We start from the raw sequence: 24,243 nt of genomic DNA, 5'->3' as shown, positions 1-24,243 counted from the left end.
TCCGGCACCGGCAAGCCCGGCTCCCGGCAGTCGTTGGCGCGGGCGGCGGTTTAGCGGTACTCGGGGTTTTCGAAGTCGAACCGGGTACCGGCCTTCCATTCCTCCGGCAGATTGCCGTAGGGAGGAATCCCGCCGGCGTCCTTGAGCATCCGCGCGAAGTGCAGCAGGTTCCACGTCATGAACGTTGTGTTGCGGTTGGTGAAGTCGCTCTCCGGACCCCCGGACCCCTCGTCCAGGTAGCTCGGGCCCGGCCCTACCGGCCCGATCCACCCTGCATCAGCCTGCGGCGGAATGGTGAAGCCGACGTGCTGGAGGCTGTACAGGACGTTCATCGAGCAATGCTTGATGCCGTCTTCGTTGCCGGTAATAAGGCAGCCGCCCACCTTGGGATAGAAGGCCCATTGGCCTTGCTCATTCAGTTGCCCGGAGTGCGCGTAAAGGCGTTCGATCAGCTTTTTTGTCTGGGAGGAGTTGTCGCCGAGCCAGATAGGTCCGGCCACCACCACGATGTCCGCTTCCTTGACCGCAGGGTACAGTTCCGGCCATTCGTCGGTGGCCCAGCCGTGCTCGCGCATGTCCGGGTACACCCCGCTGGCGATGTCGTGGTCGACGGTCCGGATCACGCGGGTGGTGACGCCCTGCTTCTCCATGATCAGGCGGCTGACCTCAATCAGGCCCTCTGTGTTGCTGGTCTCCGGAGATTTCTTGAGGGTGCCGTTGAAGAAAACGGCTTTGAGGTCGCCGTAGTTTGCGCTCTTCCCCGGGCCTGGCTGCTGGCTGTTCACGGTCTTGCTCCCTGCACTCGTTGCGGACAACAAAAATCAGTGAGACCTGCGGCCAGCTGTTTGGACCGGCCTGATGCGCCTAGTATGCCTTGCTCTGCGGCGCTTGGATCTACGATGCCTTGCTCAGGATGGCCGAAGCGTGGGCTTCCAGTCCGCCGCCCGGTGTGGCACCCTTTCCGGCGGCAACGTCCCAGCGCCAGAGAAGCTTTCCCTCCACCAGGCCGAAAATCCGGGTGGCCGCCGTGTACTCCTTCGAGTGGCTGCCCCGCATCACCATGTCGGTGCTCAGCTGGATTTGGGGGCCCTTGATCTGCCCGTAGTACAGCTCGGAGATCCCGCCGGGATGCGAAATGGAAACTGAGATGCCGAAGCCGCCGTCGCTGTTGCGCAATGCCTCGACTTCGTCGGCGCTCTTCAGGACGGGAACGATGTCCGCCGGAATCAGGCCGGGCCCGCCGTCTTCCTCACGCTGCTTCCGCTCCAGCGCCCAGAAGCCGGTCTCGACCGTCAGTGGCCGCAGCTTGGTGCCTTCGTCGTCAGTGAGCCAACTCTCGGCGCGGTACTGGAGGTACGGCAGGCCGTTGTGCGTGAAGGACACCCGCTGGAAGAAGTGCTCGGAATCCTCCTCGCCGGCTCCCAGCCGTCCGCTGCCCTCCCACTCACCAATGAGCCAGGATAACGGGACGAGCTCGGGAGTGAGGTCTGTAGGAATTTCAATCGGCACAGTAACTACCTCTGCAGATAACCAGCTGGGCTGGTATTACTTCTGGCCCTTGAACAGGCGGTAAACCACAAAACCCGCGAACCAGGCCATGGAAAGGCTGGCAATGCCAAGCAGGACAAGGAAGAAAATCTCAAATGCAAGTACGGACATGATGCCATCCTAACGCGTTAGTAGATGAGTAGTTTGTCTATGAAGTAGGCGAGCGAACCCACCGCAGCCACGGGCGCAAGTCCCATGCCGAGGGCGGCAGGAATGTTAATTGCGTCCCCGCGGAGTATAACCAGCCTGCGCAGGCTGACCAGAACCGCACCCACCACAACTCCCACCACGGCGGCGGGTATTACGGCGATGTTCGAGAAGATCAGGCCGGCAAGCGGCGCCGTCAGGCCCGCCAGCACAATGCCCAGGGGCGCCACGATCCGGTCAGGCCAGCGGATGAGGCCTGCCAGTAAGGCAAACGCCGCACTGATGCCGGCCACGAGCAGCATTTCCTTGACTCCGTTGAACCTCGACGCCGCGATCCACCCTGCGCCGAGACAGGACAGCAGCACTCCGGCGCTCGAGCCCAGTGTCGACTCCAGCCGCTGGGCCTGGCCGGTGCCCCGCATCAGCTGCATTAGGAACACAGCCATGACACCTGCGGCGATAAAGGCCGGCGTCCAGTCAAGGAAACCCGGTGCCGGGACGTAAGTGGCAGCCACGGCTGAGCCCGCACCAGGGAGCCCGATGATTGCGGCAAGGGTCTTCTTGGCGGGAATGCCCAGGAAATGGGGCCAGCCGATTCCGACGGCCAATGCCACCAGAATGGCAACGCCGAGCAGGACTTCCGGCGAGGTGTACGCCCCGCCGACAAATACAGCAAGCCCGGCCAGCCCGATGGTTCCGATGGTCCACGGCTTCACTGTTTACCCGCGCTCACTCTCTGCTGACGTCATCTCGCTGGGTCCAATCCTGCCCTATATGACCTGCTTATGTCGCAAAACGTGAACTGAAAGCGGCCGGATCAGTGTCCGTTAAGGGTCAATTAGGTATACTCAAAGCTCAGCTACGCTTCCTTCGGAGGACGCGGACCCGGCCGGATTCCGGCTGGCCACTACCGACGCGGGCAGCCAGTACCGGCCGGTGAAAGCCCGGTTCAGACGCCCAATGATGCGCGGACAGCCCCTTGGAGGAACAATGTCGCACATCCTGCTACTGACGAACAGCACCGGATCCTCGGTGGACATTCTGCCTGCCTTGGAACTCCTGAACCACCGGGTACATATCCTGCCGGCCGAGCCAACAGCGCTGCTGGAAACTGACCCCTGCGACGTTGTGCTCCTGGACGCCCGCAAGGATCTGGTGGGAGCACGGTCCCTGACCCAGTTGCTCAAGGCCACCGGGCTCAGCGCGCCCCTGATGCTGATCCTCACCGAAGGCGGCATGGCGGCCGTCTCCTCGGCCTGGGCCGTCGATGACATCCTGCTGGACTCAGCAGGTCCGGCTGAAGTCGAAGCCAGGATCCGGCTCTCTGTCGCACGTGCCGTGCCCGAGAAAGAGGACCTTCCCACCGAAATCCGCGCCGCCGGCGTCGTCATCGACGAAGCCAGCTACACGGCCCGGGTCAACGGTGCTCCCCTGAACCTGACCTTCAAGGAATTCGAACTCCTGAAGTACCTGGCGCAGCACCCGGGCCGGGTTTTCACCCGCCAGCAGCTGCTCACCGAGGTGTGGGGCTACGACTACTACGGAGGCACCCGCACAGTGGACGTCCACGTCAGGCGACTGCGGGCCAAGCTGGGCGCAGACCACGAAAACCTGATCAGCACGGTCCGCAACGTCGGCTACCGCCTGACCCTGGTGCGCCAGCCCGAGGAAGAGCTGACGGAGGCATAGAGCCCCGCACGACTGCAGGCCGGGTATCGGCCCCAAACAATGCAGGGAAACGAAGAAGCCCCGGACCACTGGTCCGGGGCTTCTCGTTGGGCTTTTAGGCCGGCGGTGGAGGACATACGGGTCGAACGTATCGAGGCCACCCCAGTGGTGGATCCCCCTCAATTCCCGCTTCAGGAAGCCGGAACAGGTAACGACTATACGTGCCGGATCCCGCGGCATCAAATCGGCGCCCAATCCCTCTGCCAGCCAGACGGGCCGTATAGCCTTTACTCCATGAGTCCTGCGCATCCCGAAAACTGGCCCGTGCTCGTCATCAAAGGCGAAGTGGATGAGGAGCTGCTGAGGGATTTCACCGCCCTCGCTGCAGCCGCCGAAGAGTCGGACGGCAACCCTCCGCTGTCCGAACAGACCTTTGTGACGCTCCGCGCCGGCGAGTCAGGCAGCCATTCGCTCCTGACTTTGGCTCTCTACGCGCCGGATGAGGATTCGGACCCTGCCACCGCCCAGGACCTTGCCGGATTTGCGGTGGTGGTTGAGGAAGCGGACGGCACCGGCGTGCTTGAGGTGGCAGTGCACCCGAGTTACCGCAACCAGGGGGTGGCAGACAGGCTGGTGGCCACACTCAAGGCATCCCGGGGATTCGAAGGGCTCAAGGCTTGGTCCCACGGGAACCACGAGGCCGCGGCAGACCTCGCAGCCAAGTACGGGTACGGCCCTATCCGGGAACTGTGGAAGATGCGGCTCACCGCGTCCGACGCGGAACTCCCCGACGCCGCCCTCCCGGACAGCGTCACCCTGCGCGCCTTCGTGCCCGGCCAGGATGAAGAGGCCTGGCTTGCAGCCAACAAGGCCGCCTTCTCCCACCACCCCGAGCAGGGCAACATGACACGGCAGGACCTCTCGGCCCGGATGGCCGAGGACTGGTTCGATCCGGCCGGCTTCCTCCTGGCCGTCGACCCGTCCGGGGGGATCCTCGGGTTCCACTGGACCAAGGTGCACCCACGTCACGGCAGCCACCCTGCGATGGGCGAGGTGTACGTGGTGGGTGTGGCCCCCGAGGCCCAGGGCCTGGGACTCGGCAAAGCCCTCACTGTGGCAGGCATCAAATACCTCCAGGACAAGGGCCTCCACGCGGTCATGCTGTACACGGATGCCGACAACGCTCCCGCCGTTTCGCTCTACCGCAGGCTCGGCTTCACGCGATGGGATGCGGACGTTATGTATGGACCCTTAAACGCCGGTTAATCCAATCGGCTGACGCATGCGGGACGGTTCAGGAAATCTACATATCCCCCGAATCGAATGCTTGTAAGGTTGAAGGTAAACCGCGCCAGCAAAAGGAGAGACCATGCAACCGGAATCAGCCGGGACAGCCACGTCTGGAGCTAAGGTGCGGCCAGCGCGCGCCCGCTTCGGGTCCTCCGAGGTGCCGGCCTCCCGTGCCACGCAGGACCGGATCGACATCCCCGAGTTCGCCCCCAACCTTGAGCCGGAAGGCGACATCAGCCCGGACCGGTTCCTGGACCGTGAGCTCAGCTGGCTGGCCTTCAATTCGCGTGTGCTGGAACTTGCCGAGGACCCGAACCTCTATCTCCTGGAACGGGTCAGTTTCCTCTCCATCTTTGCCTCCAACCTGGACGAGTTCTTCATGGTCCGTGTTGCCGGCCTGAAGCGCCGCATCGCCACAGGACTGGCTGTACCGTCCCCGGCCGGCCTGAGCCCCATGCAGGTTCTGGACCAGATCGGCGAAGCCGCCCACCGGCTCCAGCAGCGCCACGCGCAGGTCTACGCCGAGCAGATCCGGCCCGCCCTCGCCTACGAGCACATCCACCTCATGCACTGGGACGAACTGGATGACCAGGCCAAGGACCAGCTCAGCGCCATGTTCGCGGAGAAGGTCTTCCCCATCCTGACGCCCCTCGCGGTGGACCCCGCACACCCGTTCCCCTACATCTCGGGGCTGTCCCTGAACCTGGCCGTGGTGGTGCGCAACCCGGTCAGCGACAAGGAGCTGTTCGCCCGCGTCAAGGTTCCGGACCAGTTGCCCCGCCTCATCTCCATCGACGGCCCGCGTGCCGGATCCGTGCCCGGCCGGGTGGCCCGGTTCATCGCTTTGGAAGAGGTCATCGCAGTCCATCTGGACCAGCTGTTCGCCGGCATGGAGGTCCTGGAGCACCACACCTTCCGCGTCACCCGTAACGAGGACGTCGAGGTCGAAGAGGACGACGCCGAGAACCTGCTGCAGGCGCTCGAGAAGGAACTGCTGCGCCGCCGGTTCGGCCCGCCCGTGCGCCTCGAGGTCACCAACGACATCAACCCGAACATCCGGGCCCTGCTGATCCGCGAACTGGGCGTGGAGGAGTCCGAGGTCTACTCCGTTCCTGCCCCGCTGGACCTCCGCGGTTTGTCCGTCATTGCCGGGATCGACCGCGCGGACCTGCACTACCCCAAGCATGTGCCGCACACCTCGCGGTACCTGAATGAATCGGAAACGTCCAAGGCGGCGAACGTGTTTGCCGCCATGCGTCGGCGGGACATCCTCCTGCACCACCCTTACGATTCCTTCTCCACCTCCGTCCAGGCTTTCCTGGAACAGGCCGCGGCGGACCCGAAGGTGCAGGCCATCAAGCAGACCCTGTACCGCACCTCCGGCGACTCCCCCATCGTCGACGCCCTCATCGACGCCGCGGAGGCAGGCAAGCAGGTGCTGGCCCTGGTGGAGATCAAGGCCCGGTTCGACGAACAGGCCAACATTTCCTGGGCCCGGAAACTGGAACAGGCCGGCGTGCACGTTGTGTACGGCATCGTGGGCCTTAAAACCCACTGCAAGCTGTCCCTCGTGGTCCGCCAGGAAGTGGACGGCCTGCGGCGCTACTGCCACATCGGCACCGGCAACTACCACCCGCGCACGGCGCGCTACTACGAGGACCTCGGTCTGCTGACCGCCAACGAACAGGTGGGCGAGGACCTTTCCAAACTCTTCAACCAGCTCTCCGGCTACGCGCCGAAATCCACCTTCAAGCGGCTCCTTGTGGCGCCCCGGTCGGTGCGTTCCGGACTTATCGACCGCATCGAGAAGGAAATCCGCAACGCCAAGGCCGGCATCGCCGCCAGGGTGCAGATCAAGGTCAACTCCATGGTGGACGAGGCGATCATCGACTCGCTCTACCGCGCCTCGCAAGCCGGCGTGAACGTTGACGTGATCGTCCGCGGCATCTGTTCCCTGCGCCCGGGCATCCCGGGCCTCAGCGAAAACATCACGGTGCGCTCCGTGCTGGGACGGTTCCTGGAGCACTCGAGGGTCTTCGCGTTCGCCAACGGCGGCGATCCCGTGGTCTACATCGGTTCCGCCGACATGATGCACCGCAACCTGGACCGGCGCGTGGAAGCCCTCGTCCAGCTCACCAGCGGCGACGACACGGCCTATGTGCTGGACATGCTCCGCCGCTACATGGACCCGGAGACCGCCAGCTGGTACCTGGACAGCCAAGGCGAATGGACCAGGCACCACCTCGGCGACGACGGCCGGCTCCTGGACGACGTCCAGTCATGGCTGCTCGCATCGCGCTCCCGCCAGCGCCCGACCGTAAGGCGGTAGGACCCTGGCCTTGAAGAGTGACGAGACAGGTGCCGTCAGCAACGACACGGCAAACGATTCGCTCGTTGCCGACCAGACCGACCATCCCGGCGAACCCATTGCCGTGGTTGCGGCGGGCGCTTTGCCGTGGCGCGTCAACAAGGACAAGCTGGAAGTCCTGCTGATCCACCGTCCAAGCTATGACGACTGGTCGTGGCCCAAGGGCAAGATCGACGCCGGCGAGACCATCCCTGAGTGCGCCGTCCGCGAGATCGAAGAGGAGATCGGGCTCAAGGCCACCCTGGGCATTCCCCTTCCGCCCATTCACTACCATGTGTCTGCCGGCCTGAAGGTGGTGCACTACTGGGCCGTGGATGTGGACGGTGCTGTGCTTCGTCCGGACGGCAAGGAGGTGGACAGCGTGATGTGGTGTTCGCCGGAAAAGGCGGCCGCCCTGCTGAGCAACCCCGGTGATGTGGCGCCGCTCGAGCGGCTGGTGGCAGCCCACGACCGCAAGGAACTGGATACCTGGCCGCTGCTGGTGGTCCGCCATGCCAAGGCCAAGCCACGTTCTTCCTGGACCAAGGCGGAAGGCGACCGACCGCTCGCGGCCACCGGTTTGCGCCAGGCACAGGCCGTCCGCCGGCTGCTGCATGTGTGGAAGCCGATGCGCGTGCACTCGAGCCCGTGGCAGCGCTGCGTGGCCACGATTGCCCCGTACGCCAAGTCTGCCGAGGCCAAGGTGAAACTTCACGATGCCCTGACGGAGCACCGCCACGCCCGCAGCCCCAAGAAGACCGCTGCCGTCGTCGAGTCACTCTTCGACAAACAGCGCGCCATTGCCCTGTGCACCCACCGGCCCGCACTGCCTACGGTCATCAAGCAGCTCGGGGAGCACATGAACGGCCGGCTGCGGGCGCTCCTGCCGTCCTCCGACCCCTACCTGGCTCCGGGTGAGATCATCGTGTGCCACGTGGCCCGCGGCAGCAACCACAAAATCGTCGCAGTGGAACAGTTCAGGCCCTTCGACGATTAGCGGCCGTGCCGGCGCCCGCCCGCCCGGCACGCCAAGTAATGGGTCGGTTTGACCCCCAGGTCTTTGTATCAAATACTCAGTACATTGATGCAAAATCTGGGGGGGATTATGCCGGTCCAATTCGAATTGCCGCCGATGCTGCTGGGACCGCTGGCCGCCGCCGTCGTTGTCTATCTCATCCTGAGGTGGGTGGTATGGGAACCCAGGACGGGCGCCTCACCCGAAACTGTCTCCCAGCACGCGCTGTGGGTCGGGGTCATCGGCTGGATGGCCAGTTCACTGCAGGGTGCCATGAATATCGGCATCATCCCGGCCGGCAGAATTAACAGCCCTGTCATCGGACCTATCCTGGTGACACCCGAGACAGTCATGCCGGTACTGGCCTGGCCTATCGTTGGCGTCCTCGGGATCCATGCCATCGGCCAGGTCAGCTATCCGCGGCCCAAACGCCTCCACCGCAAGGCAAGCCTCCATGTGCGGAAGATCCGCGATTTCCTTCCGCAGCCGCTGGCGTGGACAACCCTGGCCATCTTCACGGGTGCGGCACTTTTCATTGCCTGGACGGGCACGCTTCCAGCGTATGTACCGATGCCCTACGGGTCAGTCCAGCCGGAAGGATTCCGGACCATCGGCGGCGACGGGAGAATCGCCGGCATCGACCTGGCCACCTGGCTTGGAGCGGCGCTGGTTGTCCTGGCTGCGGGCACATGGGTGGTGCTGCTGCTGATCTCCCACCGCAGGCAGCTCGAGCCGCTGACGGATCACGACAACTCATTGCTCCGGACGATTGCCATGAACCGGCTCCTGCGCACGGTGGCAACCGTGGCGTCGGGCCTGGCAGTCACCGCCGGTAACTTCGCGGCCCGGCCGGACCCCGCCGTCGGCAGCACGTCGTGGACCAACTTCGCAGGTCTTGGGGGGATGGCTGTCCTGCTGGCCATGTTGGTCTGGGCGCCGCCGAAACTGGCCGGGCCGACAGGCTCCCAGGCGAAACTCACTGCGCCGGCCGGAGGGTCGCACCCCGCAGCCCGGCTGGTTTCCTCGGTCGGCGCCGCCCTCGGTGTCGCCGCGGCCCTTCCCCTCCTCGTCGGAGTCTTCCTCGTGCCCGCGATCATGGCCGCGCCAGCTGGCTACGGGCCGCCCGGTTTCGTGGCCTTGGTGGCCGCGCTGGTCCTTTTGGTTCTCGCCGCGGGTCAGCTCCTCCTGCAGCGCAACTACGCCAACGCTGACCAGCCCCGCGCCTGGCCTCGGCAGCCGGTGTCGCCAGCATTGTCTACCACCGCGATCCTGGCGCTGCTCGTCTTCGTGACAACGCTCGTTGTGTCAGCGGCCGGAAACTCGCTCATTGGCCACGACGCAGGGTGGCTGCCTCCCGCAGTCCTCAGCGCAGTCGCGGTGATCCTGGCGCTCCCGGCTTTCCTCGCGACGCGACGCCGGTACGGAATCCGGGACGCTCCCCCGGGCCTCGACGCCGCCCTGCGGGCAATCACCGTATACCGGATAGTCCGGACACTGTCGGCCATGTTCATGGCGCAGGCAGCCATTGTTTTGCTCATGAACAGCCAAGCGTGGGCAACTGTGTTCGGCGTGGCGTTTATGCCGACCATCCCCTGGTGGCCCGCCTCCCTCGCCGGTGCCATCCTGGCCGGTGCGGCGATGGTGACGGCCCTCTTGCCGGTGCGTGTCCTCGCGGGATCCGGCTTCCGGTCCGCTCCCCTGTCCGACAGGGAAGCCATCACATGACGGCGGGCATTTCCGTGGACCTCGGATCTGCAGTGCCGCCGTATGAGCAGATCCGCACGCAGATCTCTTCGCTGATTGCGGTGGGCTCGCTGGCTGCCGGAACCCGGTTGCCCACCGTGCGCAGCCTTGCCGCGGACCTGGGCATCGCGGCGGGCACAGTGGCACGGGCCTACAAGGAACTCGAGCAGACCGGCCTGATCCAAACGCGGCGGCGGAACGGCACCGTCGTCGTCGGAATGCCCGACGACGGTCTACCGCCCGGTGGCGCCATCAACGCGGACGTCGTGGCCGCCGTCGACCGTTACATCACGCAAGGCCGCGCGGCGGGACTTGATGACGGCACGCTCCAGGGCATTCTGCGCGTGCGGCTCGGCCATCAGTAGACTGGGACGGTGAGCATTCCAACGCCCTATGAAGACCTCCTGCGCGACGTCCTTGCCAACGGCACGCACAAATCAGACCGCACCGGCACCGGCACGCTGAGCGTGTTTGGACGGCAGATGCGCTTTGACCTGAGCCAAAGCTTCCCTCTGGTCACCACTAAGCGGGTGCATTTCAAGTCCGTGGCCGTCGAGCTGCTGTGGTTCCTGCGCGGCGAGACCAACGTGAAGTGGATGCAGGACCAGGGCGTCACCATCTGGAACGAATGGGCAGATGCCGACGGCGAACTCGGCCCCGTTTACGGTGTCCAGTGGCGCAGCTGGCCGACCCCCGACGGCGGCCACATCGACCAGATCGCCGAACTAGTGGAGAACCTGAAGTCCAACCCGGACTCGCGCCGGCACATCGTCTCCGCGTGGAATGTCGCCGAGCTCCAGGACATGGCCCTGCCCCCGTGCCACGCCTTCTTCCAGTTCTACGCTGCGGACGGCAAGCTGTCCTGCCAGCTTTACCAGCGTTCCGCGGACACGTTCCTGGGCGTCCCGTTCAACATCGCCTCCTATGCGCTGCTGACATGCATGCTGGCGCAGCAGGTGGGCCTGGAACCGGGTGAGTTCGTCTGGACCGGCGGGGACGTGCACATCTACGACAACCACATGGACCAGGTGCTCAAGCAGCTGAAGCGGGAGCCGTACGAGTACCCGCAGCTGAAGATCCTGCGCAAGCCGGACACGATTTTCGACTACACGCTGGATGACTTCGAAGTCGTCGGCTACCAGCACCACCCTACGATTAAGGCGCCGATCGCAGTATGAGCACCGACAACGCCATGAATCCCCTGGCCTTCACTGAAAAAATTGCCGACGACACCACCGGAGTGGGGCTTGTCTGGGCCCAGACCACGGCAGGCGTGATCGGCAAGGACGGCGACATGCCGTGGCACCTGCCCGAGGACATGAAGCATTTCACCCGGCTCACCAACGGGCACCCGGTGATCATGGGCCGCAAGACCTGGCTGTCCTTCCCGGACAAGTACCGTCCCCTGCCGGGGCGCACCAACATTGTGGTGACACGGCAGGAAGGCTGGGGCGACACCGCCGAGGCGGAGGGCGCCCTCGCGGTGAAGTCGCTCGACGACGCCCTGCTGGAGTCGCAGTTCGCTCCCGGCCACGAAACAGTGTGGGTGCTGGGCGGCGGAGAAATCTTTGCGCAGACCCTGGACATCGCCAACGTCGCGGTAGTGACGTTCATTGATTCCGAGACGGACGGCGACACCTATGCGCCCGATCTCGGCTTCGAGTGGAAGCTGGCCGCGAGCGAACCGGCCACCGGCTGGCTGACCTCCACCAGCGGAACGCGATACCGGTTCACCATGTGGCGCCGGACAGAGGGCTAGGAGCATGCTGAAGAAGCCGGAAACACTCTTTGTCCTGGGCTACATGCTGCTCCCGCTGCTGGCTCTGCTCTCCGCGATCGTGGGGCTGACCATGATCCTGGGCGGCAATAAGATCGCCGGCGCCATCGTGCTGGTGGTGGTCACCCAGGCGTTCGCGTTCGGGGCGGTCTACGCACTGCGCCTCCGCAAAGCGGCGGTGCTGGAGCAGCACGACGCCGAGTAACGGCTAAGGCAGCGGGTTGCCTTTGCGATGGGGAGACCAGCCCATCGCGGCAGTGCTGTCCAGCTACTAGAGTTATGCGAGCAGCCTGACGAATATCCGCTGCTCAGAACTTTTTGGGGGGATGCCTTGTGGCAGGAAACTTGTGGGGCGCGGATGTTGCCCAGCTGCGGACTCTCGCGCAGCAGTTCGGCAAAACATCCGACAGCCTGCTTCAGCAGTCAACACAGCTGAGCAATCAGATCAACAACAACCCCGCGTGGAAGGGTCAGGACGCGGTCACGTTCCGCGCCGACTGGAACAGCAGCCACCGTGCCCTCATTCAGAGAACAGCGTTGGCGCTCAAGCAGGAGTCGAAGAAGCTGCTGACCCAGGCCGAGCAGCAGGAGCAGGCCAGCACTGGCGGCGGCGACGGGCCGACCCCGGGTGGCGCCGGTTCGAGCGGCGATGCCGGTGACGATAAGAAACCGTTCCAGCTGGGTCCGGACTGGCTCGCTGACAGTGATGACTCCCCCTTCCGCGGAGGCTGGGACACATACAACCTGGTCAAGGCCTTCCCAAATATTCGGGCCGGTCTCTTCGACCTCCCGCACTTCATCAAGAAGGCGGACTCCTTCGCCGAGTTCTTCTCCAAGGACTTCCGTGACGTGGCCAAGGCATTTCAGGACACAAATCCGCTCAGCCAGTACTTCAACACATCCTCTGAGCTTTTCGACGGCAAGTGGGACACTGCCTTAAACCTCGCCGATAGTGGGAAGGCCGCCAAATTCTTTGACATGGGCGGCAAGCTGCTCGGGGGGCTGGGGGTGGGACTCGATGCGCTGGACACGGTCAACCACATCAGCAACGGCGAAGTTGGCGGCGCAGTTTATTCGGGAATCAAGGCTGGACTTGGCGTGGCGAGCTTCGCACCGCCACCAGTGGGGACAGTGGCTATGGTCGCTTCCGGTGCTTTGGCCATCTACGACAATGTCCCGGTAGTCAAGGAAACAGTCAACGCCATTGGCGGGTCAATAGCTGACGGCGCTAAGGCAGCCTGGGAAGGTGCCGGCGATGCAGCTGACAAGGTCGGCGACTTCTTCGGATTCTGAGCACATAACGAGAGGCATTGAATTATGACTGAAACCACATCGGAGAGAGACGCCTACCCGGACGCCATTGGCTTTGGGTTCGCCGAGATCGCCACGCTTGCGAGCATGCGCCGCGGCGATGCGGCGGTGTTGAGCGCCGAAGCCTTGCGGGTTGCCGAGTACTTGGGCAACACCGAAGTGGTGAGCGCAGGCGCCTCGTCTTTGGTGGCACGTGGTTTGGCAACGGCGGAAGCTGATGGGGAACTTTCCGTGGCGGGCCCAACCGCTGCCGTGGCCGCCGCCCTTTCCACCGCCACGCGCCGCATGGAAATCTCCCTGCTCACAGCCGAGGGCGGCGACAGCGTCATCGGCATTGAAAGCCAGGACATCCACCTGCTTTTCCAACCCCGCGCCTACCTCACCTGGTGGGCCATGGCCCAGCGCCCCGGCCTCTCCCCTGCCGAGGCGAATCTTTTGGTCATCAAGGAACACCTGCGCATCAACCCCAAGGGCGGGGCGACGCTCCGCCGCCGTGAGGAGCCTACCGGCCAGACCCTTTATGTAAAGCAAGGGCAAGGGTCCTGGACCGTTGGGACGTCCAGCCCCGCCCAGAAGGACATCTCCGAAAGCACCGGGCTGGATGACGCTGCCCTCCTTGCCCGTATCCGCTCCATCCGACAGGACTGACCGTGGTATTTGACCGTGAGCGCGAGCGGCGCAACGACGCAGTGTATGCCGAGCACAAGGAAGCCCTCGCCCGGGGCGAGAAGCGCGTGCTCCGCAGGACCGACACCGGTGAGCTCCACAGCTATCCCGGAGATGAAATCGGATTCTCGCCCGGCCGCGGCCAGGTACAGGTCAGGACCTGGTGGGGCATGGGGATCGTAACTGCCGTGCTGGGGCTGTTGTTCATCGCCTCCTGGGTGATACTCCTGCTGCCGTTGGGCAAGGGTGAGCAACCGTTCTGGGGCGCGCTGTTCCTCATGGCATTAGCGGGGCTGGGCAGCTGGTACACCTTCGGCCTTGCCAGGGACGAGTACCGGGCAACCCAGCTCCGCAAGGAGCGCGGCACACCCAAACCCGGCAGCGGGTACGTTTCCTAGCGTTCAGTGGGCGTCCAGACGGATCCGCCATATCCAAACAGGACTAAATCCATGCGAGATGATGCAGCAAATGGCCATCGCGACGACGAGATGCGAGCGTGGCACGAGCGGGCTGCTGGGATGGATCCTGCAGCCCCGGAGCGAAGGCACGACATGAGCCAGCCGTTAGAACAGCCCCAACGGGGTCGGAGGAAGGGCTACTACGCCCGACAGGTGGAGGCCGAGGCAGCACGCCAAGGTCTTACCGTCGAGGAGTACGGAGTTTACAAAGGCGACGTCGGCAGCGCCGTCAAACCCATCAACTCGGCGGGCGGCCTGCTCTTCCTCAGCATCCTGATTACGCTGATCGTGACCGTGGTAGCCGTGCTCATGGTCAAGGTGCTTACCGATGGCACGGAGGAGCCCAATTGGGGCCAGCTTGTGTTCGCTGCTGCCTTCGGCCTCTGGATTGTTCCCACAACCTGGGCCTACTACGTCAATGAGCGCAAGGCAGCGCGCCTCCGCAGGCAGAACGGCAAAACCATCGAGTTGCCCACCAGGCGCAACTCTGTGAGGGACTGAGTCCGCCCAGCCGCTTCGGGGAGGGCCGTCGTCGTGCATTGCCTGCGTGACGTAACCGACTGCGCCGCGCCGGTTCCGAAGTCTAAACTGGACGAATGACTACAGCAGCTACCCCCTCCGTCGGCCTGGTCGGATGGCGCGGCATGGTCGGCTCCGTCCTGATGCAGCGCATGCAGGACGAAGGCGACTTCGCCAACATCAACCCAGTGTTCTTCTCCACGTCCAACGCCGGAGGTGCCGCCCCGACTGTTGCCGGTGCTGCCGCTGGCGCGGCCGGCAAGCTCGAGGACGCGTTCGACGTCGACACGCTGGCTAAGCTGCCGATTATCGTCACCGCCCAGGGCGGCGACTACACCAAGCAGGTCCACGGCGAGCTGCGCAGCCGCGGCTGGGACGGCCTCTGGATCGACGCCGCCTCCACCCTGCGCATGAACGATGACTCGATCATCGTGCTCGACCCCATCAACCGGGACGTCATCGACAAGGGCCTCGTCAACGGCACCAAGGACTTTATCGGCGGCAACTGCACCGTGTCCTGCATGCTGATGGGCCTCGGCGGCCTGTTCAAGAACGGCCTCGTCGAGTGGGGCACGTCCATGACCTACCAGGCTGCCTCCGGCGGCGGCGCCCGCCACATGCGCGAGCTGCTCAGCCAGTTCGGCACGCTGAACGCCGAGGTCAGCTCGGAACTGGACGACCCTGCGTCGGCCATCCTGGAAATCGACCGCAAGGTCCTGGCGCACCAGCGCACCGACATCGACGCGACGCAGTTCGGCGTCCCGCTGGCCGGCTCGCTGATCCCCTGGATCGACGCGGACCTGGGCAACGGCCAGTCCAAGGAAGAGTGGAAGGCGGGCGTCGAGACCAACAAGATCCTCGGCACCTCCGGCGAGAACCACATCGTGATGGACGGCCTGTGCATCCGCATCGGCGCCATGCGCTCGCACTCGCAGGCACTGACGCTCAAGCTCCGCGAGGACCTCTCCGTGGCCGAGATCGAGAAGCTTCTGGCCGCGGACAACGAGTGGGCCAAGGTGGTGCCGAACACCAAGGAGGACTCCATGGCGGGCCTCACCCCGGTGGCTGCATCCGGCACGCTGGACATCCCCGTGGGCCGTATCCGCAAGCTGGAAATGGGCCCGGAGTACATCAGCGCCTTCACCGTGGGCGACCAGCTCCTGTGGGGCGCCGCAGAGCCGCTGCGCCGCATGCTCAACATCGCCACCGGCACCCTTTAGGGACTGCCGACAAATTTCAGGTACCTTGCGGCCTGCAGCTCAAATGACTTTTGGGCTGCAGGCCGCAGTCCGTTAACCGTGTCGAACGGTTCAGGCACGACGGCGGCAGTCCGGCCGGTGCCTGACCGCGCCCAGGTGCCGATCACTTCGCCGCCGGAGACAATGGTCTTCTTGAACACCCCATTGCCGCCGGGAACAACCTTCTGGGAATGCTCCGCCGGCAGCACTAGCGACCGGTCCGTGTAGCCCAGCAGGAACTCATCGAACCCGGGCAGCGCGAGCAGGGAGCGCTGGCCGGGGACGCCGTCGTCGAGCAGCGCCGCGGTGGCCGGCGACATCCAGTAGCTGGTCCCTTCGAACTCCAGCTCAACGAGCTGGTCCTTCACCAGGGCCAGGCCGCTGCGGACTTCCGTCACCGGGGTGTTCGACCACCAGGCGAAGTCACGTTCCGTGGCCGGGCCGTGACTGAACATGTACCGCAGCAGCAGTTCAGCGATGCCCTCGGCGCGGCCCAGTTCCCGGGATTTCGGGATCCACTCGTCGAACGCCTTGATCAGCTGCTGGTTCCCGACGAGGGGTCCCTGCACCAACAAGGCGCGCTGGCACAGGATCCCCAGCAGGTGGATGCCGCGCTGGCCAACCGTAGACTGGCCCGCTGCTTCGAAAGCCTCAAAGAGCTGTTGGCGCGTGGCCGATCCGCCGCCCGAGACCAGTTCCAATGCCGCCTCACGGGCAGCGTCCATGTCGCGGGCATCAATCTCGAGCTCCCGGTGGCGGGTGCCCATGCCCCGGAGCAGGCGGTCGGCCGTGATGTCCAGGATCCAGCGCAGGTCCTCCGGAGCAAGCAGGTGAAGCGTCCCGCGCATCGGCCATGAGCGGACAACCGTCCCTTCATCCAGCGCCGAGCGGACAGTGTCGACGCCGGAGTTACGCACCCTCAGGCCGACCGCCCACAGCGCGGCCTGCATGTCCTGCGCCTGCAAGGCCGTCATCCAGCGCACGGCCTCGGGCACGGAGTCGAAGTCCGGCGCCAGCAGCCCCTGCGCGGCGAGGCGCAGCCTTCCGATGACATGCCGGGTGACCCTGATCCGCGTGCCTGCTCCCATGCCCCCATCGTAGGTCCAGCCGCGGACAATCCACGTCCGCTTTTCCGGAATCTCCCGGCCGGCGGCGGGGCACGGGCAGTACCCCGCCTCCTCCCAGCCCGTTTACAGCAGAGGTCCCTACGCTGGATCCATGACTATCGGAGACCTCTGGCCGCACCTGCGGCCCCTGTGCCGGGCACTCGCCCTGCTGGGCTGGGTCACGAGCGCCGCCGGCATGGCTGCCGGGCTGTCCATCGCGATTGCCGGCGGAACCAGCCTCTCCCCTACCGTCCAGGCCCTGCAGCTGGTCTCTACGATCAGCATGGGAGCGGCGGTCATCAGTTTCATCGCAGCCTCCCTGCTGCAGCCGCAGCACCGCGGCTGGCGCGCCGGTGAACAGGAGCGCGGCGCCGTGGCCCATGAGCAGGCCGGCGAGATGCCGCCAACCATCAGGAGTTTCCTGCTGGCCGCCTTCGCTTTGCTGGCGGGCGCAGGGGTGTTCGCCGGTGCAGGGCTGGTCCTCCGCAACGGCCCCAGCGCGCAGTCCGTGGCATTCTGCGAGGTCTTCCTGCTGGGCGCAGCGGCGTCCGGGTTCACGTTCATGCTGTTCAGCAAGGTAGCCCCGCGCCATAGCGGGAACTGAGTGGCTGTTCCTTAGAGCTCGACGCCGATCAGCAAGGGTTCGGGGAGCAGTTCGATGCCAAAGCGTTCGACGACGCCGCGGCGCACCTCGCGCGCCACGGCGACCATGTCCGCCGCGCTGGCGGAGCCCCTGTTGGTGATGGCCAGGGTGTGCTTGGTGGACAGGGATGCGCGGCCGCCGGAGACGCTGCCGGCCTCCAGCGCGAAGCCCTTCCCGAACCCGGCATGGTCAATCAGCCAGGCTGCGGACAGCTTCACCAGGCCGTCCGCTCCGGCCGGGTAGCGGGGAGCACCTTCGGGCAGCGCCCCCGCCGCGTCTGCCGGGACGATGGGATTGGTGAAGAAGGAACCGGTGGAATAGGTGTCGCGGTCTGCCGGGTCCAGGACCATGCCCTTGGAGGCCCTGAGCCGCAGGACCTCCCGGCGCACATCGTTGGAGTATGCCCTCTTGCCGGGCTCAACGCCCAGGGATTTCGCGAGCTCGGCATACCGGATCGGAGCACTCATCCTGCCCAGCGGCAGCTGGAACTCGACGGTCAGCACCACGTAGCGCGGGGACCCCTGGACGGTGGTCTGCTTGAGGATCGAGTCCCGGTACCCGAACTTCAGCTCGGAACTCGTGAAGGTGCGGACGGCGTTCTGTTCCCGGTCCCAGGTCCGGACCGCGGCAATGGTCTGGGAGACGTCGGCGCCGTAGGCACCCACGTTCTGGACGGGCGTGGCACCGGTGGACCCGGGAATGCCGGACAGGGCTTCGATTCCCGACCATGCATGGCGCACCGCGTGCTCCACCAGGGCATCCCAGTTGTGCCCCGCCTGGACCACCACAGCAACTCCGCCACAGGAATCCTCCGCGTTGACGGTGAACCCCTCGGAGGCAATCCTGAGCACGGTGCCGGGGTACCCGTCGTCGGAAATCAACAGGTTCGACCCGCCTGCGATGATCAGCAACTGTTCGCCGGCGGCGTCCGCAGAGCGGACGGCGTCGATGATTTCCGGCTCCGTGCGTGCTTCGATGTAGTTGCCGGCGGGACCGCCGACGGCGGCAGTGGTCAGGTCGGAAAGCAAAGTCTGGGTCACCTGTCCAGCCTAGCGGTCATTGGGACGGCACCGGGATTCAGGGAAGTTTCCGGGCCACCGGGGACAGCAGGAAACTGAGCACCAGCATCACCATCACGGCGAGCAGCGAGTGGAGGATGCCCACGTGTTCGGCCAGCAGCCCCAGCAGCGGCGGCCCGCAGAGAAACGCGCCGTAGCCGATGGTGGACACCACTGAGACGCGGGCCGCGGCCTTGACCGGATCATCGGCCGCCGCGGACATGCCGACCGGGAAGCCCAGCGACGCCCCGAGGCCCCAGATTGCCAGCGCCACGAACGCCATCCACGGCACGGGGGCGAACACGAACAAACCCAGGCCGGCGACGGCCAGTGCGGCGCACCAGCGCATCACGGGCACCCTGCCAAAACGGTCCAGGACCAATGTGCCGGTAAAGCGGCCGATGGTCATGAAGGTAACGAACAGCCCGTAGCCCGCCGCGCCGGCAGCGTCGCTCTGGCCATGGCCGTCGGCAAGGGCCAGGGCCACCCAGTCGCCGGCCGCCCCCTCGGCGAGGGCGAGGCCAAGGACCAGCACACCCAGCAGCAGCGTGCGCTTGTCGCGCCAGGCCTGGGCAATCTGGCGTTTGTTGTCCAGCGGCTGCTCCGGGACCGCGTCCGTCTGGCGGACGATCGGGATGGGCCCGGTGGAGGGATCCTCGAACGTGTCCGTCCCGGACGCCCTGAACGGGCGCTCCCCTTGAACCGGCGTGATGTCCGCCCGGAACCAGGAGGCTGCCGTTGCCACTGAGACGGCCACGACGAGGCCGCCGGCAGCAAGATGCCAGACCACGGGAACGCCGGCCCCGGCGGCCCAGGCACCCAGCCCGGCGCCGGCTACCGTTCCGAGGCTGAAGGAGCCGTGCAGCCGGGGCATGATGTGCCGTCGGACGGCGCGTTCCACCGCGGCGCCTTCGACATTGGACGCGGTGTTCCAGCTGGCGGTGCCCAGCCCGATGATCACCAGTCCCGCGGCAACCGCCACCGGGCTGGCGAGCACGGACGTGCCGAAGCCTGCCAGCACCAGCCCGAAGCCCACCATGATGCTGCCGATCCGGATGGTCCGCTTGGAGCCCAGCCGGAGGACGATCAGCCCCGAGGCGGACACTGAAACAAACGAACCGGCAGTCATGCAGAGCAGGAGAAGGCCGATGGTGCCGGGAGTCAGGTCCAGGCCATCGCGGATGGCCGGCAACCGGGACACCCAGGTGGAAAACGCGAGTCCGCTGGCCCCGTAGGCCACCACCACGGCGTTGCGCCAGTGGGTGATTTCGGCAGCCGGAACGAAGGCTTCCCTGGCCAAGGCAGCCTTTCTGTTACGCAAGCCTGACGACTGCCTGTGCCTTCATCAGGACCTTCTGGCCGGCGAAGACCACGGTGAGGTCCACGCGCGCGGTGCCGGCGTCGGCGTCGAGCGCGCCAATGGCGCCGCTGACCTCGATGACGGCCCCCGGCTCCTCTGTGCCGGTGGTGTCCGTGACGAGTACCGGTTTGGTGAAGCGTGTCTGGAAATCGACGACGGCGGCCGGGTCGCCGGCCCAGTCGGTGACGAGCTGGACTGCCGCGCCCATGGTGAACATACCGTGGGCAATGACGCCGGGCAGGCCCACACCGGTGGCGAAAGCTTCATTCCAGTGGATCGGGTTGAAGTCGCCGGACGCACCGGCGTACTTCACCAGGTCCTGGCGGCTGACGGTGATGCTGCAGCTGCCGAGGTCCTGGCCGACCGCGAGTTCAGAGAAGACGGGGGCGATGGATGCAGTGCTCATGGGTTACTGTCCCTCTCCGCGGACCAGGATGGATGAGGTGGCGGTGGCGACGGCCTCCCGGGAGGGATCCGGCGTGCCGTCAGCTGAAGCTTCACCGCTGACGGCGAAGATTTCCGAGCGGGTGGTGATCATGGCGCCGCCGCCCATGGCACGGACACCGTCCACGTGCAGCTCGGCCACCAGCCGGTCCCCGGCGAAGATGGGGCGGTGGTGGACAAAGCGCTGGTCCGCGTGGACCACGCGGGAGAAGTCAATGCCGGACTCCGGATCCTCGATCAGCTGGGCGTCTGCGCGCTGGGCAATGATGATGGCGAAGGTGGGCGGCGCCACGAGGTCGCTGTGGCCAAGGGCCTTGGCCGCGTCCAGGTCAAAGTGCGCGGGGTGGGTTGCCTTGACGGCCCTGGCGAACTCGCGGATTTTCTCGCGGCCGACGTCATACACCTCTGCGGCAGGGTAGCTACGGCCCTGCAGATCCGGATTGATAGTCATGGCCTCAAGCCTATCGTTCCGCCGCCGCCGGACACCGAAGAGGTGGGCGGGCTCACGGCCTGTTACGCGCAGAGGGTCTGGCATCATTCCCAAGCCAGCGGTATGATGGTTTCATCATTCCATCAATTCAGGGTGACCCTCACGGGTATCCTCCGGCATGAACCAGCGACAGCAGGTCCCAATGCTTTCCGCAGCACAGGCTCCTTTGTACGAAATCAAGGCCAACCTCTTCAGGGCACTCGCGCACCCGGCGCGTATCCGGATCCTGGAACTGCTGGCGGCAGCGCCGGACACCACGGCCCCGGTCAGCTATCTGCTGGCCGAAACGGGGCTCGAGGCCTCACATCTGTCCCAGCACCTGGCAACCCTGCGCCGGCACAAGGTTGTCACGTCGGTGCGGACGGCGAATGCCGTCACGTACCGCCTGGCACACCCCAAGATTGCCGAACTGCTAGCCATTGCACGGACCTTCCTGCTGGACAATCTGGCTGATTCGAATGAGCAGCTCCGGCTGGCCCAGGAACTGCCGAATGCGCACCTCCCGGGTACCGCGTTGTGAGCGCCGTTCCGGCGGCCTCCCCCAAGACGAGGCTGCGCTCCGCACTGGCGAGGTACCTTCCCTCCCGCAGGGATTATGACGGTCTCAGCTCCTCGTGGAAGACGGACCTGCTGGCCGGCATCACCGTGGGTATCGTGGCGCTCCCGCTGGCCCTGGCATTCGGGGTCAGCTCCGGCGTGGGAGCCGAGGCCGGCCTGATCACGGCCGTGGTGGCCGGCCTCGTGGCCGCGGTTATGGGCGGATCCAACGTCCAGGTGTCCGGCCCCACCGGTGCCATGGTGGTGGTGCTCGCCCCGGTGGTGGCGACGCATGGGGCCGGCAGTATCGCCCTGGTTTCCCTCATGGCGGGCCTGATGGTTTGTGCCCTGGGCATCAGCGGGCTCGGGCGTGCTGTGGCGTTTATTCCCTGGCCCGTGGTGGAAGGCTTCACCCTGGGGATCGCCACCATTATCTTCCTCCAGCAGGTTCCTTCGGCCATGGGCACCGAAGGCATCCCCGGCCACAACATCCTCCTCGCCGCCATCGAGAGCGCATCGGCTGCCACCCTTCCCACAGTTGCCCAGACCCTGGCCGTGGTGGCGGGGGTCGCGGCCATCATGCTGATAGCGCCCAGGCTTCACAAGTCGCTGCCCGGAAGCCTGATCGCAGTACTGCTGGTCACCGTCGCAGCGGAGCTGCTGCAGCTGGACATCCCAAGGATCGGGGCCATGCCCCATTCCCTGCCGGTGCCCCGGGTGCCGTCGCTTGATCCTGCCGCGCTGGGTGGCCTGGTGATGCCCGCAGTGGCAATCGCGATGCTGGCCGCCATCGAGTCGCTACTGTCCGCACGGGTGGGCGCAGGACTGGTTGGACCGGACGGCAGGCTCAGCGGCCCCTACACGCCGGACCGCGAGCTCACCGGCCAGGGGCTGGCCTCCATGGCAGCGGGCCTCTTCGGCGGCATGCCGGCAACGGGTGCCATTGCCCGGACCGCCGTCAACGTCCGCTCCGGCGCCAAAACCCGCCTCTCCGCGATCGTGCACGCCCTGGTGCTGTTGGCCATCATCTACCTTGCCGCCGGGCTGGTAAGCCGGATCCCGCTGGCCGTGCTGGGCGGAATCCTTATGGTGACCGCAACACGGATGGTTTCACAGCGCACCGTCACCGCCATTCTTCGCTCCACCAGGGCCGATGCGGCAGTCTTCCTCCTCACGGCACTCATCACCGTGGCGTTCGACCTGATCGTCGCCATCGAGATCGGCCTGGCCGCTGCCGCCCTGCTGACGCTGCGAAAGTTCGCGTCGCTGAGTGGCGTCCGCCGCGAGGACATTGCCGGGGCACCGGTGGAAGGGGACGAGCACATTGCCGTCTTCACCCTTGGCGGCGCCATGTTCTTTGGCGCAGCTGAGCGGATCCTGCAGGAAATCAGCCAGGTGAAGGACATCCAGGTGGCCATCATCAGGCTGTCCCAGGTGCAGATGCTGGACGCCACCGGGGCGCACGCCCTGGTGGAGGTCATCTCAGCCCTCGAGCTTCGGGGCATCACCGTACTGGTCAAGGGGGTCCAGCCGGAACATATGGCCCTCGTGACCAACGTCGGCGTGATCCGGTCCCTTCGCCACCACAAGCATCTGTTCACGGACTTGCCGGCGGCCGTGGACCATGCGCGCAGCCACGTCCGCCGAAACGCCGGCTACCTCTTGTAGGTCTTGCGGATCTGCTGGCCGCGCACCACGATCCCCACCACATGCAGGACCAGGCCCAGCCCGATCACCGGCAGCGAGGCCACGGCGAGGCCCTGGTTGTTCGAGGTGTTGCCCACCAGGTTGAGGATGATGCCTGCGGCAATCAGGCCCATGGCGCTGAAAACGAGCACCTTGTAGGCGGCGGATGCGGTGGCCCAGAATTCGTTCAGCACCGTGCCATTCTACGGGCCGCCGTTCAGAACAAGGACTCCTGCACCGCCGGAACCTCTGATCGGTAGTGGTCCCCGAGTTCCACGGCGCGTGCCTTGAGCTGGCTGAGGTTCACCACGAACTCCAGCTCCGCGCCATCCAGGGCGGCAACCGCGATGCTCCCGCTCACCGCGTCAATCCGGAATCCGTGCGCGCCGTGGCTGAGGTCATGCGGGTAGGAATGCCGGGCCGCCGGCGTGCACGCCCCGTCCGCGAGGCCTGGCCGCATCCATCTCTCGTCCACCACGTCAAAGCCTTCAATGCCGGAGCACGTCAGCAGTGAGCGGGCCTCTGCTGCCAGCCGCCCGTTCAGGGCGTCCAGTTCGACGGCGGGGGCCGGCGCCACCAGGGCCGCAGCTTTGGCCGCCGACCGGACCTGCTGCGGGAGCCCACCGTCACGGGTGAGCATGTCTTCGAGAATGCGGACAACCTTGCCGTCGTCCGCGCGCGCCACATACCGGGCCACCACGGCGCCCTGCTCGGCCAGCCGGTTCCATTTCCGCAGGTTCGAGGCCGTACCCACCTTGCTGGCCCCGTTGGCGAACGTGGCCACGTACAGCCAGTGCTGCTGCATCAGGTACGCGCGCAGGCCCGGAGGAACGCCACCGCCGCGGTGAAAGTCGTGGATAAGCCGGGAATCATCCACCACGAAGCAGCGCTCGCACTGGCTGCCCCTGACTGCCGGCGCTTTGGCCGGGCAGACCACATGGTCCCGGTCGGCCGGACCGTGCACCCTGTGATGCCCCAGGCAGAACTTACCCTCGGCGGCCACCCGGTAGCCCAGCCGGCTGCCGGCGTCGAGCGTCAGCTCCCTGAAGCCGCCGGCCGGGTCCTGGAGCCGCATGACCGGAGTCCCGCCGTCGTTCCTCCCGGACTGACGGTCCTCCGCGGAACCGGGTGGCGCCCCATCCCAAAAGACCCCGTGGACCAGATAGCGGGTATCGGTCACGGGGCCTCCTTG

The 24,243-nt window shown here is 65.8% G+C and carries 27 protein-coding genes; 17 read left to right on the top strand and 10 right to left on the bottom strand.

The genetic code is table 11. The annotated features are described in order from the left end of the window. Positions 1-50: 50 nt before the first annotated feature. The 3 genes from J7I79_RS12940 to J7I79_RS12930 all read right to left on the bottom strand — a co-directional run bounded on the left by J7I79_RS12940 (position 51) and on the right by J7I79_RS12930 (position 2,411). A complete protein-coding gene (locus J7I79_RS12940) occupies positions 51-785 on the bottom strand; it encodes a flavodoxin family protein (protein ID WP_214953737.1) in 735 nt (244 codons plus the stop codon). A gap of 109 nt (positions 786-894) precedes the next feature. Then, entirely contained in the window at positions 895-1,509 is a 615-nt protein-coding gene (locus J7I79_RS12935; protein ID WP_214953736.1) for an FABP family protein, read from the bottom strand. 167 nt (positions 1,510-1,676) lie between these two features. After that, positions 1,677-2,411, bottom strand: a complete 735-nt coding sequence (locus J7I79_RS12930) for a permease (protein ID WP_214953734.1) — start codon at positions 2,409-2,411, stop codon at positions 1,677-1,679. 274 nt (positions 2,412-2,685) lie between these two features. Here J7I79_RS12930 and J7I79_RS12925 point away from each other — a divergent pair, with 274 nt between their 5' ends. The 14 genes from J7I79_RS12925 (at position 2,686) to asd (ending at position 15,709) form a co-directional block, all read left to right on the top strand. Beyond that, entirely contained in the window at positions 2,686-3,384 is a 699-nt protein-coding gene (locus J7I79_RS12925; protein WP_011692843.1) for a response regulator transcription factor, read from the top strand. A 273-nt stretch (positions 3,385-3,657) separates the two neighbouring features. Next, entirely contained in the window at positions 3,658-4,629 is a 972-nt protein-coding gene (gene mshD, locus J7I79_RS12920; RefSeq protein WP_214953732.1) for a mycothiol synthase, read from the top strand. 103 nt (positions 4,630-4,732) lie between these two features. Beyond that, the gene (locus tag J7I79_RS12915) at positions 4,733-6,982 is read left to right on the top strand and encodes an RNA degradosome polyphosphate kinase (protein ID WP_214953729.1); all 2,250 of its coding nucleotides are present in this window, start codon (positions 4,733-4,735) and stop codon (positions 6,980-6,982) included. A gap of 10 nt (positions 6,983-6,992) precedes the next feature. Further along, positions 6,993-7,997, top strand: a complete 1,005-nt coding sequence (locus tag J7I79_RS12910) for an NUDIX hydrolase (protein WP_251042759.1) — start codon at positions 6,993-6,995, stop codon at positions 7,995-7,997. Between the two features lie 108 nt (positions 7,998-8,105). Further along, positions 8,106-9,740 carry a hypothetical protein gene (locus tag J7I79_RS12905; protein ID WP_251042758.1) on the top strand — a complete coding sequence of 545 codons (1,635 nt, stop codon included), beginning with the start codon at positions 8,106-8,108 and terminating at the stop codon, positions 9,738-9,740. After that, positions 9,737-10,123 (top strand): GntR family transcriptional regulator, encoded by a 387-nt coding sequence (locus J7I79_RS12900; RefSeq protein WP_214953727.1) that lies wholly within the window; start codon positions 9,737-9,739, stop codon positions 10,121-10,123. The genes J7I79_RS12905 and J7I79_RS12900 overlap by 4 nt, the downstream gene beginning before the upstream one ends. 9 nt (positions 10,124-10,132) lie before the next feature. After that, complete coding sequence (locus J7I79_RS12895) at positions 10,133-10,936, top strand: thymidylate synthase (protein ID WP_214953725.1); 804 nt, start codon at positions 10,133-10,135, stop codon at positions 10,934-10,936. Continuing rightward, the gene (locus J7I79_RS12890; RefSeq protein WP_214953723.1) at positions 10,933-11,517 is read left to right on the top strand and encodes a dihydrofolate reductase; all 585 of its coding nucleotides are present in this window, start codon (positions 10,933-10,935) and stop codon (positions 11,515-11,517) included. The genes J7I79_RS12895 and J7I79_RS12890 overlap by 4 nt, the downstream gene beginning before the upstream one ends. Positions 11,518-11,521: 4 nt before the next feature. Continuing rightward, a complete protein-coding gene (locus tag J7I79_RS12885; RefSeq protein ID WP_104171996.1) occupies positions 11,522-11,740 on the top strand; it encodes an NF038396 family protein in 219 nt (72 codons plus the stop codon). A 128-nt stretch (positions 11,741-11,868) separates the two neighbouring features. Next, a complete protein-coding gene (locus J7I79_RS12880; protein WP_311380571.1) occupies positions 11,869-12,828 on the top strand; it encodes a hypothetical protein in 960 nt (319 codons plus the stop codon). Positions 12,829-12,852: 24 nt separating this feature from the next. Then, entirely contained in the window at positions 12,853-13,494 is a 642-nt protein-coding gene (locus tag J7I79_RS12875; protein ID WP_214953721.1) for a hypothetical protein, read from the top strand. Positions 13,495-13,496: 2 nt separating this feature from the next. Beyond that, the gene (locus tag J7I79_RS12870) at positions 13,497-13,910 is read left to right on the top strand and encodes a hypothetical protein (RefSeq protein ID WP_214953719.1); all 414 of its coding nucleotides are present in this window, start codon (positions 13,497-13,499) and stop codon (positions 13,908-13,910) included. A gap of 153 nt (positions 13,911-14,063) precedes the next feature. Then, a complete protein-coding gene (locus tag J7I79_RS12865; RefSeq protein ID WP_214953717.1) occupies positions 14,064-14,471 on the top strand; it encodes a hypothetical protein in 408 nt (135 codons plus the stop codon). A 95-nt stretch (positions 14,472-14,566) separates the two neighbouring features. Beyond that, entirely contained in the window at positions 14,567-15,709 is a 1,143-nt protein-coding gene (asd, locus tag J7I79_RS12860) for an aspartate-semialdehyde dehydrogenase (RefSeq protein WP_214953715.1), read from the top strand. Here the strand turns inward: asd and J7I79_RS12855 are convergent. Then, complete coding sequence (locus J7I79_RS12855; RefSeq protein WP_214953713.1) at positions 15,706-16,815, bottom strand: winged helix DNA-binding domain-containing protein; 1,110 nt, start codon at positions 16,813-16,815, stop codon at positions 15,706-15,708. The two genes, asd and J7I79_RS12855, sit on opposite strands and share 4 nt — an antisense overlap. Before the next feature lie 130 nt (positions 16,816-16,945). Here J7I79_RS12855 and J7I79_RS12850 point away from each other — a divergent pair, with 130 nt between their 5' ends. Continuing rightward, on the top strand, positions 16,946-17,437 hold the full coding sequence (locus J7I79_RS12850; RefSeq protein ID WP_214953711.1) for a hypothetical protein: 492 nt from the start codon (positions 16,946-16,948) through the stop codon (positions 17,435-17,437). An 11-nt stretch (positions 17,438-17,448) separates the two neighbouring features. Here the strand turns inward: J7I79_RS12850 and J7I79_RS12845 are convergent, their stop codons facing one another. From J7I79_RS12845 to J7I79_RS12830, 4 genes are read right to left on the bottom strand one after another with little or no spacing between them, the layout of a single operon-like run. After that, positions 17,449-18,516, bottom strand: a complete 1,068-nt coding sequence (locus J7I79_RS12845; RefSeq protein WP_214953709.1) for a UDP-N-acetylmuramate dehydrogenase — start codon at positions 18,514-18,516, stop codon at positions 17,449-17,451. Between the two features lie 37 nt (positions 18,517-18,553). Next, positions 18,554-19,855 (bottom strand): sugar MFS transporter, encoded by a 1,302-nt coding sequence (locus tag J7I79_RS12840; protein ID WP_251042757.1) that lies wholly within the window; start codon positions 19,853-19,855, stop codon positions 18,554-18,556. Continuing rightward, on the bottom strand, positions 19,848-20,300 hold the full coding sequence (locus tag J7I79_RS12835) for a MaoC family dehydratase (protein ID WP_251042756.1): 453 nt from the start codon (positions 20,298-20,300) through the stop codon (positions 19,848-19,850). The genes J7I79_RS12840 and J7I79_RS12835 overlap by 8 nt, the downstream gene beginning before the upstream one ends. A gap of 3 nt (positions 20,301-20,303) precedes the next feature. Further along, a complete protein-coding gene (locus J7I79_RS12830) occupies positions 20,304-20,789 on the bottom strand; it encodes a MaoC family dehydratase N-terminal domain-containing protein (RefSeq protein WP_214953707.1) in 486 nt (161 codons plus the stop codon). Positions 20,790-20,970: 181 nt separating this feature from the next. Between J7I79_RS12830 and J7I79_RS12825 the strand changes: the two genes are divergently transcribed. Both J7I79_RS12825 and J7I79_RS12820 read left to right on the top strand, forming a co-directional pair. After that, a complete protein-coding gene (locus J7I79_RS12825) occupies positions 20,971-21,348 on the top strand; it encodes a metalloregulator ArsR/SmtB family transcription factor (RefSeq protein ID WP_214953705.1) in 378 nt (125 codons plus the stop codon). Further along, positions 21,345-23,033, top strand: coding sequence for a SulP family inorganic anion transporter (locus tag J7I79_RS12820; RefSeq protein WP_214953703.1), 1,689 nt, complete (start codon positions 21,345-21,347; stop codon positions 23,031-23,033). Before J7I79_RS12825 ends, J7I79_RS12820 begins: the two co-directional genes overlap by 4 nt. Here the strand turns inward: J7I79_RS12820 and J7I79_RS12815 are convergent. Together J7I79_RS12815 and J7I79_RS12810 are read right to left on the bottom strand one after the other, a co-directional pair. After that, positions 23,021-23,245, bottom strand: coding sequence for a DUF3188 domain-containing protein (locus J7I79_RS12815; protein WP_214953701.1), 225 nt, complete (start codon positions 23,243-23,245; stop codon positions 23,021-23,023). The genes J7I79_RS12820 and J7I79_RS12815 overlap by 13 nt on opposite strands. A gap of 23 nt (positions 23,246-23,268) precedes the next feature. Next, the gene (locus J7I79_RS12810) at positions 23,269-24,231 is read right to left on the bottom strand and encodes a DUF2797 domain-containing protein (protein WP_214953699.1); all 963 of its coding nucleotides are present in this window, start codon (positions 24,229-24,231) and stop codon (positions 23,269-23,271) included. Between the last annotated feature and the right edge of the window lie 12 nt (positions 24,232-24,243).

It is taken from the genome of Arthrobacter sp. ISL-69, from assembly GCF_018613775.1.
Classification (GTDB): Bacteria; Actinomycetota; Actinomycetes; order Actinomycetales; family Micrococcaceae; genus Arthrobacter.
Note: the sequence above shows the minus strand (reverse complement) of the source record. Positions and strands in the feature narration are given on the sequence as shown.

Bases quoted from the DNA above. Each gene is read 5' to 3' on its own strand.
- J7I79_RS12925 (WP_011692843.1), top strand. From the start codon at position 2,686: ATGTCGCACATCCTGCTACTGACGAACAGCACCGGATCCTCGGTGGAC.
- mshD (WP_214953732.1), top strand. From the start codon at position 3,658: ATGAGTCCTGCGCATCCCGAAAACTGGCCCGTGCTCGTCATCAAAGGC.
- J7I79_RS12915 (WP_214953729.1), top strand. From the start codon at position 4,733: ATGCAACCGGAATCAGCCGGGACAGCCACGTCTGGAGCTAAGGTGCGG.
- J7I79_RS12905 (WP_251042758.1), top strand. From the start codon at position 8,106: ATGCCGGTCCAATTCGAATTGCCGCCGATGCTGCTGGGACCGCTGGCC.
- J7I79_RS12900 (WP_214953727.1), top strand. From the start codon at position 9,737: ATGACGGCGGGCATTTCCGTGGACCTCGGATCTGCAGTGCCGCCGTAT.
- J7I79_RS12890 (WP_214953723.1), top strand. From the start codon at position 10,933: ATGAGCACCGACAACGCCATGAATCCCCTGGCCTTCACTGAAAAAATT.
- J7I79_RS12885 (WP_104171996.1), top strand. From the start codon at position 11,522: ATGCTGAAGAAGCCGGAAACACTCTTTGTCCTGGGCTACATGCTGCTC.
- J7I79_RS12875 (WP_214953721.1), top strand. From the start codon at position 12,853: ATGACTGAAACCACATCGGAGAGAGACGCCTACCCGGACGCCATTGGC.
- J7I79_RS12865 (WP_214953717.1), top strand. From the start codon at position 14,064: ATGAGCCAGCCGTTAGAACAGCCCCAACGGGGTCGGAGGAAGGGCTAC.
- asd (WP_214953715.1), top strand. From the start codon at position 14,567: ATGACTACAGCAGCTACCCCCTCCGTCGGCCTGGTCGGATGGCGCGGC.
- J7I79_RS12855 (WP_214953713.1), bottom strand. From the start codon at position 16,815: ATGGGAGCAGGCACGCGGATCAGGGTCACCCGGCATGTCATCGGAAGG.
- J7I79_RS12850 (WP_214953711.1), top strand. From the start codon at position 16,946: ATGACTATCGGAGACCTCTGGCCGCACCTGCGGCCCCTGTGCCGGGCA.
- J7I79_RS12835 (WP_251042756.1), bottom strand. From the start codon at position 20,300: ATGAGCACTGCATCCATCGCCCCCGTCTTCTCTGAACTCGCGGTCGGC.
- J7I79_RS12830 (WP_214953707.1), bottom strand. From the start codon at position 20,789: ATGACTATCAATCCGGATCTGCAGGGCCGTAGCTACCCTGCCGCAGAG.
- J7I79_RS12825 (WP_214953705.1), top strand. From the start codon at position 20,971: ATGCTTTCCGCAGCACAGGCTCCTTTGTACGAAATCAAGGCCAACCTC.